This is a genomic window from Catalinimonas alkaloidigena, from assembly GCF_029504655.1.
Taxonomy (GTDB): domain Bacteria; phylum Bacteroidota; class Bacteroidia; order Cytophagales; family Cyclobacteriaceae; genus Catalinimonas; species Catalinimonas alkaloidigena.
On the sequence record NZ_JAQFIL010000003.1, the window covers coordinates 98,027 to 111,140 of the forward strand.

14 protein-coding genes and 1 pseudogene are annotated in these 13,114 nt (G+C 41.3%); 6 read left to right on the forward strand and 9 right to left on the reverse strand.

Annotation, left to right across the window (positions count from 1 at the left end):
* The first annotated feature begins 74 nt into the window (after positions 1-74).
* Together OKW21_RS32165 and OKW21_RS32170 are read left to right on the forward strand one after the other, a co-directional pair.
* The gene (locus tag OKW21_RS32165; RefSeq protein ID WP_277488157.1) at positions 75-431 is read left to right on the forward strand and encodes a SpoIIAA family protein; all 357 of its coding nucleotides are present in this window, start codon (positions 75-77) and stop codon (positions 429-431) included.
* A gap of 264 nt (positions 432-695) precedes the next feature.
* Positions 696-938, forward strand: a pseudogene (locus OKW21_RS32170) (molybdopterin-dependent oxidoreductase); the annotation flags it as partial.
* A gap of 101 nt (positions 939-1,039) precedes the next feature.
* On the opposite strand, the gene OKW21_RS32175 reads toward OKW21_RS32170, so the two are convergent.
* The gene (locus OKW21_RS32175) at positions 1,040-1,222 is read right to left on the reverse strand and encodes a hypothetical protein (RefSeq protein ID WP_277488159.1); all 183 of its coding nucleotides are present in this window, start codon (positions 1,220-1,222) and stop codon (positions 1,040-1,042) included.
* A gap of 160 nt (positions 1,223-1,382) precedes the next feature.
* On the opposite strand from OKW21_RS32175, the gene OKW21_RS32180 reads away from it, so the two are divergent.
* A complete protein-coding gene (locus OKW21_RS32180) occupies positions 1,383-2,357 on the forward strand; it encodes a serine hydrolase domain-containing protein (RefSeq protein WP_277488161.1) in 975 nt (324 codons plus the stop codon).
* 70 nt (positions 2,358-2,427) lie between these two features.
* Positions 2,428-2,709 carry a hypothetical protein gene (locus tag OKW21_RS32185; protein ID WP_277488164.1) on the forward strand — a complete coding sequence of 94 codons (282 nt, stop codon included), beginning with the start codon at positions 2,428-2,430 and terminating at the stop codon, positions 2,707-2,709.
* Positions 2,710-3,610: 901 nt separating this feature from the next.
* Here the strand turns inward: OKW21_RS32185 and OKW21_RS32190 are convergent.
* The 4 genes from OKW21_RS32190 to OKW21_RS32205 form a co-directional block, all read right to left on the reverse strand.
* The gene (locus OKW21_RS32190; protein ID WP_277488166.1) at positions 3,611-4,825 is read right to left on the reverse strand and encodes an OprO/OprP family phosphate-selective porin; all 1,215 of its coding nucleotides are present in this window, start codon (positions 4,823-4,825) and stop codon (positions 3,611-3,613) included.
* Between the two features lie 177 nt (positions 4,826-5,002).
* Entirely contained in the window at positions 5,003-5,446 is a 444-nt protein-coding gene (locus tag OKW21_RS32195; protein ID WP_277488168.1) for a PepSY-like domain-containing protein, read from the reverse strand.
* A 103-nt stretch (positions 5,447-5,549) separates the two neighbouring features.
* Positions 5,550-6,815, reverse strand: coding sequence for a sensor histidine kinase (locus OKW21_RS32200; RefSeq protein ID WP_277488170.1), 1,266 nt, complete (start codon positions 6,813-6,815; stop codon positions 5,550-5,552).
* Entirely contained in the window at positions 6,812-7,489 is a 678-nt protein-coding gene (locus tag OKW21_RS32205; protein ID WP_277488172.1) for a response regulator transcription factor, read from the reverse strand. The genes OKW21_RS32200 and OKW21_RS32205 overlap by 4 nt, the downstream gene beginning before the upstream one ends.
* A 186-nt stretch (positions 7,490-7,675) precedes the next feature.
* On the opposite strand from OKW21_RS32205, the gene OKW21_RS32210 reads away from it, so the two are divergent.
* Together OKW21_RS32210 and hmpA are read left to right on the forward strand one after the other, a co-directional pair.
* Positions 7,676-7,819: a hypothetical protein gene (locus OKW21_RS32210; RefSeq protein WP_277488174.1), complete on the forward strand. Its 144-nt coding sequence runs from the start codon at positions 7,676-7,678 to the stop codon at positions 7,817-7,819.
* Positions 7,820-7,991: 172 nt separating this feature from the next.
* Entirely contained in the window at positions 7,992-9,221 is a 1,230-nt protein-coding gene (gene hmpA, locus OKW21_RS32215; RefSeq protein ID WP_277488177.1) for an NO-inducible flavohemoprotein, read from the forward strand.
* A 239-nt stretch (positions 9,222-9,460) separates the two neighbouring features.
* Here hmpA and OKW21_RS32220 read toward each other — a convergent pair whose 3' ends face one another.
* Genes OKW21_RS32220 through OKW21_RS32235 form a run of 4 tightly spaced genes read right to left on the reverse strand, consistent with a single transcriptional unit; the run spans position 9,461 to position 13,104 of the window.
* Positions 9,461-9,739, reverse strand: coding sequence for a DUF6755 family protein (locus tag OKW21_RS32220; protein ID WP_277488178.1), 279 nt, complete (start codon positions 9,737-9,739; stop codon positions 9,461-9,463).
* Between the two features lie 11 nt (positions 9,740-9,750).
* Entirely contained in the window at positions 9,751-10,269 is a 519-nt protein-coding gene (locus OKW21_RS32225) for a QcrA and Rieske domain-containing protein (RefSeq protein WP_277488180.1), read from the reverse strand.
* 12 nt (positions 10,270-10,281) lie between these two features.
* Complete coding sequence (locus OKW21_RS32230; protein ID WP_277488182.1) at positions 10,282-10,857, reverse strand: 4Fe-4S dicluster domain-containing protein; 576 nt, start codon at positions 10,855-10,857, stop codon at positions 10,282-10,284.
* Positions 10,858-10,887: 30 nt separating this feature from the next.
* A complete protein-coding gene (locus tag OKW21_RS32235; RefSeq protein ID WP_277488185.1) occupies positions 10,888-13,104 on the reverse strand; it encodes a molybdopterin oxidoreductase family protein in 2,217 nt (738 codons plus the stop codon).
* Between the last annotated feature and the right edge of the window lie 10 nt (positions 13,105-13,114).

The following is a 13,114-nucleotide window of genomic DNA, read 5'->3' on the forward strand; positions in this document are numbered from 1 at the left end:
AGAGTACAATTCTAGTTTATGCTCTAAATATAGATTAACCAGAATGCAACTACTTTAATATAGTAATTTTTAGTATGATGGAAACAATCACAACCCGGCGAGATGACATTGTTGGGTTCCGTATAGACGGAACAACCAGTGAGGCAGATTTGAAACCTGTGCTAATCAAACTTAGGGAAAAACTTAAGTCTCACGCTAAGGTAAGGCTATATGTAGAATATGTGGATTCTCATGGTTTTTCTATGGATACGCTGATTGAGGACCTCAAATATAATTTTGGTCATCTTGGACATTTTGAAAAAGCTGCAATTATTACCATGAAAGACTGGCTCAAGCAAGCTGCTCAGTTAACCAATGTAGTTGGGGGCATCAAACTAAAAAGCTTCCATTTCTCTGAGAAAGATAAGGCTGGCAGATGGATAGAGGAGTAGTAATTTTTTTATCATTGTTTAGTTAAGTTTAGGTGGTGAGAATCCATAAGTATTTTTTTAAGGCTTCTCCTCCAAGGCTGGCTGTAAAACCCGAAGTAAAATTCGGGTTTTTTTCTTATAAATTAGTTTTCTCATGGTTAATACATGCTACTAAGCATAAACATTTTAAAGTGTAGTTAGCTGCCCTAATCAGATATTTCAAGTTTTTTATTCATTAGATATGATAAATAAAGAGCACAATCACCCCCCCCCCCAATATACAACGCTGAATGGACAGGCGCACTCCTCAAAGATATACTAGAAGATGTGTGCATCAAGGAGGATGCAGTATACATTGGTTATTATGACAAAGATATGCATCTCAGTGGTGATCCCTTCAAAGTACCCATCTCGCGCGGAGTTCCTATGTCTAAGGCATTACAGGATGAAACGCTGGTTGCTTGGGCTATGAATGGAAAAAATATTCCCATTGAACATGGATATCCACTTCGCCTGGTGTGTGGTGGCTGACCGGCCTCTACTTCCGGTAAATGGTTGCACAAAATTGTGGTGTGCAAACCCTGGATTAAATCACGTACTATGAATATACTATATTCTCTCTGATACATTTATCTTCTTTTGTCAATCACCTTATAGTTTACACTCAATGAGAGCGTTGCCCAGTACCATAAAGAATATCTTTCGGCAAAAGAAAGTGAACCCAGCAATTTCGGTTGGATGCAGGACTTTCCACCTCCTCCTGACAGAGTGCTAAAAGTATCGGGTGGATCTTTTTTTGAGTTTCCAGCCATACGCTGGAGTGTGGTGCATATGCGGGAATTCCTACCCACAGTCGAAGTATCAGGCGGTTTAGATGCTCCGATTTCTTTTGAATACGAGCGGGGCGAAAATATGAATTCGATAACTTATTTGCTGTGGGATGCACAAGATTCCATGACTTGAGAGGAGTCGTTGTGGAAAAATTATACCGATGGTATCATTATTTTACATCAAGGTAAGGTAGTCTACGAACGCTACTTTAGTGAGTTGAACGAAACTGATGTACATGCTGTGATGTCGCTCACTAAATCGTTTACTGGCACCCTGGCAGCTGCCCTGGTTGCTGAAGGAGTGATTGACGAACATAAACTGGTGGCGGAATACGTGCCGGAACTAAAAAACTCGGGCTTCGGCGACGCCACTGTCCGACAGGTGATGGACATAACCACCGCATTGGAATACAGCGAGAACTATGCTGATCCTAACGCCGAAGTCTGGAGTTTCTCGGCAGCCGGAAGCCCTTTACCCAAGTCCGAAGACTATGACGGTCCGATAGGATATTATGAGTACTTGGAAACAGTGAAAAAGAATGGACAGCACGGGGAAGCTTTTGGCTACCACACCATCAACGCCGACGCGCTGGGTTGGATTATGGCGAAGGCCACGGGTAAGTCAGTAGACGAGTTATTGTCTGACAAAATCTGGAGCCGGTTAGGTGTGGAACAAGACAGCTATTACCAGGTGGATGGCCTAGGGACTCCCTTTGCCGGAGGTGGCTTTAACGCCGGGCTGCGCGATCTGGCCCGCTTTGGAGAGATGATTCGTAACAAAGGAGAGTGGCAAGGCAAGCAGATCATTCCGCAAGCTGCGGTGGAAGATATTGAGAAAGGGGGGAGTCAGGAAGCTTTCGCTAAATCAGATCACACTGAACTCAAAGGCTGGTCGTACCGCAATATGTGGTGGTTATGCCCGACTGGGAAGACTGAAAATGAACACGGAGCCTTTAGCGCCCGTGGGGTGCACGGACAGGCTATCTACATTGACCCAAAAGCTGAAATGGTGATTGTACGGCTAGCTTCGCACCCGGTTGCAGCTAATGCCGCCAACGATGCCTATTCGCTACCAGCTTATCAGGCTGTGGCCGAGTATCTGATGGAAAAAAATTAAAAACAACCATGAAGAGGTTAAGATTATGAGCACACCGAAATAGGTTATTAAAATACAACCATTCTTACTGATGATGACAGAGAAATTTTTTAGCAAAGCATTTATTTCAAAAACACTCTATGGATCTATTACCATATTGGCGGTGTTGCTATCTTTCAAAGATCATCAACTATCGGCTTGGCACGGAATGTTGCTTTTGTTTGGGACTTCACTTTCGGTAGCCCATGCCGAAGCATTCAGCGAAACAATCAGTCAGGTAATTGCGGGAAAGAAAAAGCTGGACAAAAAGAGCTTCTTATCATTTGGCATGAGACCCGACCGATTCTGTCTTCAGCCTACTTGCCCATACTGATGTTGTTAATTGCAGCTGTAGGATTGTTTTCAGTAGCAACTGCAGTGATGCTGGCAGAATGCTTAATCTATGTCACACTTTTTGTCTATGGGCTGCGTATAGGATGCTTACTGCATGGTCCCAGGATACGCATGTTTTTAGCAGGGTTGTTTACTTTAGGAATTGGTGGTTTGCTTGGTATTTCAAAATTGTTATTTCATTAAGTTTAGGTTACCGCTCAGAAAATTACTAGGGTTATGAAAGTCACGATAAAATTTTTAAATGATCAAATATATTTTACCTCCGCGGTTTTCTAGATAAAAATAAAAGGAGATATGTTGAGGTTAGTACTCCTAAAATGGGTCTTTCAAAATATAAACATAAACACAATATAAAAAGTATTGCCATTCCGTGGACTGTCCACACTTTTTCTTTCAAGAATCTTATAATTTTCACCATAAGTTAAAAAATATCAATATCTCCTATACACGAGCTACTTTTTCAAAACAGCCTAACACTTTCTATCAGAAGGTAAATAAAAATATAAAGCAAAAGAAGTCCTGTGTAAAAAGTGCGTGTCTTCTTCTTGGTTTTGCCGAATAAAAGGCGCTGAAGCCCATATTTAAATGTTTTTTCGTATGGAGTTTTCATAATGCTTTGTGTTTTCAGTAAATGCTAGCGCTCTCTGAACCCTTCTTACAAGACCAAATGGCTTATGTTTAGACGATAAAAATTAATCAGGTTGACTGATAGAAAAGCAAATAATTAGCAGAACACTACTACAAATACAACTTATAAAATTAACACAAAGTTAACGCATTATATTTTGATATTAAAAAATTTAAACTGTCAAATCACTTTTATTAATACACAAGTTCATTAAAATGACTTTTCCGGTTTTAAAGCGACTTAAAATTAGCTATTAAAAGGAAACTTCATACTGCACCCTAAATCTCCAGCTTTGATAAGAGATATCTACATCACCTTCCTCAAATTCAAAGTAAGAGACATCTGCAGTCAGCTTATTCGCATGTCTGCTGAAGAAGCAATTTAAGGCTAAAGAAAACTCTTCTCTGGCATATTCAGGAAAGCCAATAGATGGTTGGAAAATTGCATAACGGAGGGCCGGTTCAAAAAGTGGTTTTGTAGTATCTGATTCGTGATTCAGCACATAGCCTGCCTGCCAGAATCCTCCTCTCAGACGAGTGAAAGTTTGGTTGATATGATCATCTATGTCTTTCAGGTGCATCTCACTATGCCAACTGAATGAACGGTACATAAAAGCCGTTTCAAACAACCATTGGTTAACGGTATACTGTCCGGCTTCCCCTATCTCAAAACCAGCCAGGCTTCCTCCCCCTGAAGAAGAAAACCTGGTATACCGGCTCCTGTTGGTTGCCCCTGCCAAGGCCACTGAAGCCAAGGGTTCTTGACGACCTTCCAGGTCTGAACCTATCATAGGCACTGCTTCTCCTAAAAAATTCCACTGAACACGGGCAGTGTACATTAGGTTTTCGTCATCATTTTCCCTGGCATTAATGCCCGTTCCGGTAAGCACAGCCAGATGATAGTTAAAGTCAGCTAATTTAGACTTTTGGATATGCCCGTACATTGTGAAACCTTGCTGCCTGTCTATGGTAAAGGGACGGTTAATGATTGAGCGTTCCATCATCTGCTGATTGCCACTTGAAATCATCCTCTCTCGGGTATACTCTGTCTTCCACTGTCCTAATTTGAAACTCAGCCAGGGCCATTTTTCACTCATTATCCTGAAGTCCAGTAATCTTGAAGCACCCAGTTCGTACTCAAAATAATACTTTAACCAGGGTTGAAAAGTATGGCCTCCTACTTTTAGTCGCGCCCGATTGATTTTAAATATTGTCTCCCGCTCAGGTGCAAAATTCGCAAACGTAATGGGGTTCTGGTCATTAGGCGTGGCAAACCTGAACTGAAGCCTGCCACCAATCTGCAACTGAAACTTATTGTCTGGGGAGGTAAATTGAAAGCCCTTTGAAGTATATTCAATTTGTGTGGTTAAGAAATCTTTTGCTTTACCATCATTTTGCTGAGCAAATGTATTATGTAACAGACACACTAAAGAGATAAAAAGTAGGACAGTACTTAATTTGACATTCATGTAATGGACTTTCTATAATAACTTATGCTGTTCAGGTAAAAAATAAAGTGAGGTATATGAACTTGAGATACTCAAATTAGGATCCCCCATTATATTATGAAAAGGGAATAAGGGTAAAGAAAACGAATTGAAAAGAGGCTGTCCTGATGTTTTAGACAGCCTCTTTTCAATTGATGATTAATCAATAAAGGAATAAGCATTTTCTGTCACCTGACCATCTTGTGTTAAGACTACCTGACGATCTGCTAAGTTACTATCCAATTCTACATCATAGAGCTTTTCTCCGCCTTTTTCCACGAGTTCCGCGTCATCAATCTGATAGTCTTTGAAATCTACCTGAATGGTATTTTTTACCGCTTCAGGAAGTTCGCTTGGCCTGATGTCGTATTTGTAAAGAATAAGCTCGCCCATAGCATCAATGTAAGCATTATGATCTATTTGGTTGTGGTCAAATTCCACCTCGTAATCATCTCCATGTTTTTCCCATTCTACATCCCGGGCATCGGGAAAATTAGTTTTAAAAGTATTCAATACTACTGAGGGTATGTCATTGAGATTAATATCCTGTGCGCAAGACATCAACGCACCACTAAATATGAAAAGTGAAATAATGATTCTCATGTTATTAGTTTTTGGGTTTAAATTAATTATATCCCAAAGGTCAATAACAAAACTGGAAAGAATTGGGAATAGCGGAAAGCTTCTGTTATTTTCTATCATTGACCTACAATCGCATGTTGAAATGATGCTGTTGCTGTCGGTAGCTATATTGTATAGTAATATCGTATAAACTGGCTATGGATTTTACAATTGCCATGCCCAAGCCTGTAGAGTGAACTCTGGTATTGTTTTTATAGAAACGCTCAAATATTTGGCCTGAATCCAATGGCTCCTCTATACCGGTATTAGAGATGCTAAAGCCGTCGTAGTTGACATTTATGGAGATTAAGCCTCCTCTTGTATTATGAACGATAGCATTCTTGAATAAATTTGAGATCATGATGCGCGCAAGTTCTGGGTTCATATGTTTCTCACAAGGTGAGATTATCTGTAAACTGAACTCAATCTCTCTAAAGTCAGCCTGATCCTTAAAATCATCGCATAAATTTTTTACCAGCTTATCAACTGACACTTTTTCAACATCCTGAAACTGCCTGTTTTCAATTTTGGAAAGTAATAGCAGGGATTTATTCATCCGGGTAAGACGCTCCAGATTGTTTATGACAGTCATTAAGCCGGTGAGTTGTGTTTCTGTCAGGTCATTTTTCCCTATAATTAGCTCTAGTTTATTCAGGCTAATGGCAAGGGGTGTTTGCAACTCATGGGAAGCGTTTTCAATAAATTGTTTTTGTTGATTGTAAACATTGATATTACTCTGTAAAAGCTTACTGATCGTATCATTCAAGATGTTAAATTCTTCAACTTGTGTCTTTTGTATACGCACTGACTCTGGTCGGTCCAGCTGAAATCGTTCTAAATATCTGAGTAACTTATAAAAAGGCTGCCAGATACGTTGCAGTAGAAGGTTGTTGAGCACAATCATACTGGCGACTAGTCCCAGATAAAGCCACAAAATAGCGTATAGCAGGTCTTCAATCAGGTCATCTTCCTCTACCATAGAGGTAATGATGCTCAACTCATAGTATTGTTGATCAAGAAGAAATACTGATCTGAGCATTCTTACCGGTTCATAATCTTCTTCATTAAACATGTATAGGGTAGTGTCTTGATAGGTGTCATCATGCGTGATAGCCTCATTGGGCGAAATTTTCCTGATCGCATAATTGCCTTCCTGAAAGCTACTTTGATATAGAACCGTACTGTCATTAGCTGCTTTCTGAATAATCAGTATTTTGGAGTTTTGTAACCCATCATCAATACTATCGTAAATCTCATCCAGCATAACAAAATAAAAGATAATGGCCCAAACCGATATGATGATCAGCAATAGTCCTATGAAGTAGGATGAGGTATAATTCAGTAATTTCACGCCAACACCAGTTTATAACCCACACCGTATACAGCCTGAATCTCCATGGCTGCCTGTTGGTCTTTTAGTTTTTTTCTAAGATTCTTGATTTGTGAATAAACAAACTCAAAACTATCCGCTTCGTCAATCTGATCACCCCACACATGTTCCGCAAGTGCTGACTTGCTCACCAGGCGGTTTTTGTTGGAAACGAAGTATAATAATATGTCAAACTCTTTACGGTTAAGTTGTAACTCTTCTCCATTTACTATTACCCTGCGTTCATCCGGATCTATGATCAAGTTTTGCACGTTAACTTTGTTGGAGCCATTAAATTTTTTCCTGCGTAGCACAGATTTCAGGCGGGCATGCAGTTCTGCCATATGAAAAGGTTTGGATAGATAATCATCAGCGCCCAGGTTAAGCCCCTGTATCCGGTCATCCAGCGAGTTTTTAGCAGAAACAATGATTACTCCCTCTGCTTTATTGCTTTTTTTTAACTCATTCAATATATCCAAACCACTACCATCAGGTAAAGATATATCCAGAAGGATACAGTCATATTCATAAAGGTGTACTTTCTCAAGCGCTGTATCATAATTTATGGCTGTTTCTATCAGGTAATTTTCTGCCTGCAGCGATTCTATGATATTATTACGCATATCAGCTTCATCTTCTATTACTAATATTTTCATCTTTCGGAGATTAAATTAGTATACAATTAAGCGAAAAGAATATGGAAAGATTTAGGAATTAGAATCTTCTCTACGAAGGAAACGTGATAAATAACATAAGTTTATAGAAACTCCAATGAGTCTGATCATTTATGATTGAGAGCCTGGTTTATAGTGAATCAATATTGTACTAAATAAATGTATGCTATGCCAAAGAAAAATAGAAACAAAGAAAAAGCTGATACTTCCGTGAGAAATGCTAGTCCGGTATGCTATATCAATTCGGATGAGTTGCGTCCTGAATATATTGAGGATCCGAATGAGAGAAAAGATAAGAAGGAGAATAAATAATCGGATGTTTTAGCATTATAAAACGTTAATGTATGCTGATCCTTATTTTGGAAATCCTATTGCCCGTTTTTTGTAAAAAACTTCGGTTAGCTTTGAAACTATATACTCTATTATTGGGTATTAAAAGACTAAAATATCTTTTTATCTTTTAAAATTTTAACCAGCATTATTTATGCTCTCATCAGAAACTATTCAAGTAGTTAAAGCCACAACGCCAGCCTTAAAAGAACATGGGAATGCCATTACCATCAGAATGTATGAGCTGCTTTTTCAGCATCATCCTGAGTTAAAAAATATATTTAACATGAGTCATCAGGCTACGGGGATGCAGTCGAGAAGCCTGGCAGATGCCATTTATCAGTATGCTTTGCATATAGAAAATCTGGAGGAAGTAATTCCTTTAGTAGAGCGCGTGGCTCAGAAGCATGCCGGGCTTGACATTCGTCCGGAACATTATCCTATTGTAGGTAAATATCTTTTACGAGCTATTGAAGATGTACTTGGCGATGCTGCTACTGATGAAGTGATAGAAGCCTGGGGAGAAGCCTATCAACTGCTAGCCAATGTATTTATAAAGCGGGAACAGGAGATATACCATGCTGGCGCTACACAAAAGGGAGGATGGGAAGGATTCCGAAACTTTGTCATCGCCCGCAAAGTGAAAGAAAGCAGTATGATTACTTCTTTTTATTTACAACCTGAAGATGGAAAAGCTATTGCTGGTTTTGAACCCGGACAATACCTTACTTTCAAACTGAAAATTCCCGGGCTAGAGCATACGGTGTTGCGTAACTATAGCCTATCAGATTCACCAGACAAAGATTACTATAGGGTCAGTATCAAACGGGAGCCTGGTGTAACTGACCCTGAGGAGTATCCGATGGGAGTGGCCTCCAACTATTTTCATGACCATTTACAGGAAGGCTCAGTCGCACCTGTTCATATACCTACCGGAAACTTCTATTTGAATAAAGAACTATCTCTGCCAGTAGTGCTGATCAGTGGTGGAGTAGGGCAAACTCCTATGATGAGTATGTTGAATACATTGGTTGCGGAAGGTTCAAAACGCCCTGTATGGTACATTCATGGAGCAAGAAATGGCAAAGAACACGCTTTTAAGGACCATATTAAAAGTATAGATCAGCAGTATGATCATATAAATACCTACATCTGTTATGAGAGACCAGGGCCTAATGATATTTTAGGGAAAGATTATGATGCAAAGGGTTTTATCAATCTAGATCTGATCCAAGATTTATTACCGAGTAAGGAAGCTGACTTTTACTTCTGCGGACCTAAGGAATTTATGAGAATGTTGTATCATGCTATTACAGCCTGGGGAGTGCCGCAGGAACGAATTCATTTTGAGTTCTTTGGACCTACTACTGAAATTACGGAGTAATTGATGCGATATTTGAACATCTTATAGAAACTTTCCGGCATAAGGCAAAAGTTTTATGTCGGAAAGCTCAAAACAGTTTTTGTACATATCAGTAATGTTAAAAACTAAGGGTGTATAGTTGTTCTTCTGTTCTAAGTTATCCTCAACTTAAGATCACCATCATGAAAAAAGAAACTCAAAATACTTCAGATTCACCCCAAGAGCTCAATGGTCCTCTGCTTAGCTCTAATTTTCCATTTTTATTTGTACTTGTTCTCTGATAACTCTTTTTTCAGAAATCTTCCTCTGGCATCAGGCAGATACTTGAGCAGCCACAGCCCGGTAAAGAAGAGGAGAAGGGAACCGATGAAAGCAGCAATGGCAAGATCCTGGTTTTCATCCAGGGCATTGTTGAGGGCACTATAGAGGAGCCATATCTGTATGCTGAGAATGCCTATTAATAACATGATAATACCCAGCATCAAGGTATTAGTTTTATTGGGATGGCTCTGGTTTTGGGTAACTCTGAAACTGCTCATAACTTTTTTGTTTAGCTTATTGTATCTTTAAACGCAGTCACATACACTTTCTCATTCCGTACGACCACACTTAACTGCGGAAGGGCACGGGGTGGGGGACCTTGCAGTACTTCGCCGGTATCAGCACTGAACCAACCGTTGTGGCAGGGGCATTCAATTTTCTTAACCTCATCGCGATACACTACTGCGCAGGAAAGATGAGTGCATTTCTGCTCAAAGGCACGCCATTCCCCTTCTGCTAAATGGATTAAAATATAGGGAATTTCTTTAGTACCCTTGATGGCAAACATCGTCATGCCTCCAACCGGCACCTCTGAAGTATTACATACAAGATGTTCTCCTTCCAGTTCCTTATCGGGGTAGGCAAAAGAACTTAGTACGACATAGCCATTGCCCAGCGCCAGCCCCCCTGAAAGGAGGCAAAGAAACTTGGCAAATTCACGGCGCGTAACATGCGTTGCTTCATCCTGACGTATGGGAAAGTCTCCCTTCCAGTTTGGCGGATTCTTTTCTTTGGGTTCGTAAGCCATCGGTCAATTATCTTAATGTACTTTTAGTTCTTTACTTCCTTTTGGCATCATCACATTCACTTTGGTATGCACTGTTTGCGCACCAAATTTAAAGGTATTGACAGGATCACTATTCGGACGTTTCTTCCGCATCTCTTCCCGCGTTCCATAATACAAGGCTCCGCTGGGACACACAGTTGCACACATAGGTTTTTTTCCTACACTGGTGCGGTCATAGCAAAGGTTGCACTTCATCATAAGCTCGGCTGCTTCCATCTTTTTAGGTACACCAAAAGGACATGCCATTACGCAATTGGAACAACCAATACAGCGGGAAGTGTTAGCTGAATGAACTACTCCATTGCTGTCTTTTGAAATGGCATCAGCAGGGCACACATTAGCGCAGGCAGGATCTTCGCAATGCATACAGACCTGCACAGTAGTTTGTACAGAATGCGCTCTGTCTACATAATTTACGTGGATCATGGTTTCCTGCCCGTTGGTTTCACATTCGGCACAAGCCGTTTCACAGGCATGGCAACTAATGCAGCGCTGCATATCCACAAAAAATTCCATGTCCTGATCAAAATTCTTCTCTGGTTCTGCCATAAGTCTATTCTGTATATAATTGAAAAAATATTAAACACTCTGGTAAGCATCAGATTCAGATACTGGTGGCGCTTTTCGTCCTAAGGGAATCAGCTTACAGGCACACACCTTAAATTCAGGAATCTTTGAGATTGGATCAAGATTTCCTATGGTTAGCTGGTTGGCTGATTTGCTTCCGCCCCAGTGATAGGGGATAAAAACAGTGTCGGACCGTATGGTGGTTACTACTTGTGCCGGAAACTCTGCTTCCCCTCTTCGGGTGACTACCTTTACCAGGTCACGGTCCTGGATACCAAATTGCTGGGCAAGGCTCGGGTGGATTTCCAATAGGGGTTCAGGGTATTGATCAAGCAGTTTTCCAATGCGACGTGTTTGAGTACCACTCAGGTACTGTGAGACAACCCTTCCTGTGGTAAGGACTACAGGGTATTCTTTATCAGTAGGTTCGCCCGGATCACGGTAAGGTGCCGGATTGAAATGCGCTTTTCCGTCGGGAGTAGCAAATTTCCTGTCTTCCCACAGTCTTGGGGTACCGGGATGGTCCAGGCTAGGACAGGGCCAGAAAACCCCATAGTTTTTCACAATTCTCTCATAAGTGATTCCATAATAATCCGCTGTCCCCCCTTTGGAAGCTACCCTGAGTTCATTAAAAATCGCCTCACTGTTTTTAAAAGCGAATTTATCGCCAGCGCCCAGGCGTGCCGCTAGTTCTTTTAATATAGAAGCATCGGTACGTGCATCTCCAGGTGGAGTTACTGCTGCATTGATTTTTATCACCCGGCCTTCGGCCGAGGTAACGGTCCCTTCTTCCTCTTCATGTAGGGCACCCGACAGTACTACATTGGCATGCCGTGCAGTTTCATTCAAAAAGAAATCAATGGCTACATAATACTCCAGCTTTTCCAGTGCCTCACGCACCATATTATTATTTGGTAAAGAAACCACCGGATTAAAACAGATTGATATTAAGCCCTTAATTTCACCTCTGTGAATGGCCTCCAGAATTTCATAAGCTGTAAGTCCTTTGCCGGGCATATCTTTCTCATCAATGCCCCAAACGTCTGCGATATATTTACGATGTTCCGGGTTGGTAATATCGCGGTTACCGGGGAGTTGGTCACATTTATGCCCGTGTTCACGCCCTCCCTGTCCATTTCCCTGACCGGTAATGGTGCCATACCCGCAATAAGGTTTACCAATTCTACCGGTAGCCAATACCAGATTGATACACCCTAACACATTGTCAACGCCTTTGGAGTGGTGCTCTATCCCTCGGGCATGCATCATAAAGCTGGTTTTAGCCTGGCCCCACATAGCTGCGGCCTGCTTAATACTTTCTGCAGGTATGCCCGTTACTTTTTCAGCCCACTCAAGACTATAGTCTTTTACGGCGGCAATAGTTGCATCAAACCCACTGGTATGTTGATTAATAAAATCATGATCCAGCCAGTCATTTTCTACCAGTTGCTGTAACATAGCGCCATATAAAGCCGAGTCAGTACCCGGACGTACGGGCAGATGCAGATCGGCAGTGCGGGCCACAGGAGTTACCCGAGGATCTACGACGATAAGTTTGGCGCCATTGTCACGGGCTTCCCAAATATAATGGATCAGGGTAGGAAAAGTCTCACTGACGTTTGACCCGCAGATCATGATCACTTCCGCGTGTTTTAAATCAACCCAACTGTTAGAGATGCGGTCCAGACCGAAGGCTTTTTTGTTGCCTGCTCCAGCGCTTACCATACATAGTCGGCCGTTATAATCAAGGTTGGCTGTTTTAAGTGCTACTCGGGCAAACTTACCGACCATATAACTCAACTCATTGGTGAGCGACACACCTGAGAGCATGGCAAAAGCATCATTTCCATAAGTACTCTGGATACGTTTGATTTCGGTGACCGTTCTGCTCATGGCTGTTTCCCAGTCCACTGCTTTAAAACCTTCACTTTCTACTCGCTCAAGGGGAGACAGCAGGCGGTCAGCATGGTTATTCTGTAGATAGCGAGCGACTCCCTTAGGGCACATACGGCCTTCGTTGAAAGGGAATTCCATCCAGGGTTCAAAACCCACTACAGCATTGTCTTTTACTTTTAACTGTAAACCGCACTGCATTCCGCAAAAACAGCAATGTGTTTTTACCAGCTTATCGGGATCGGCGTGGCCATGGAAGCCCTGTTTGGGAGCATAGGCCTTATGAGGGCCATAGTTTTCTATTATTTTATCAACCGAAATCGGTAGCTTTGCCATACTCTTAGTT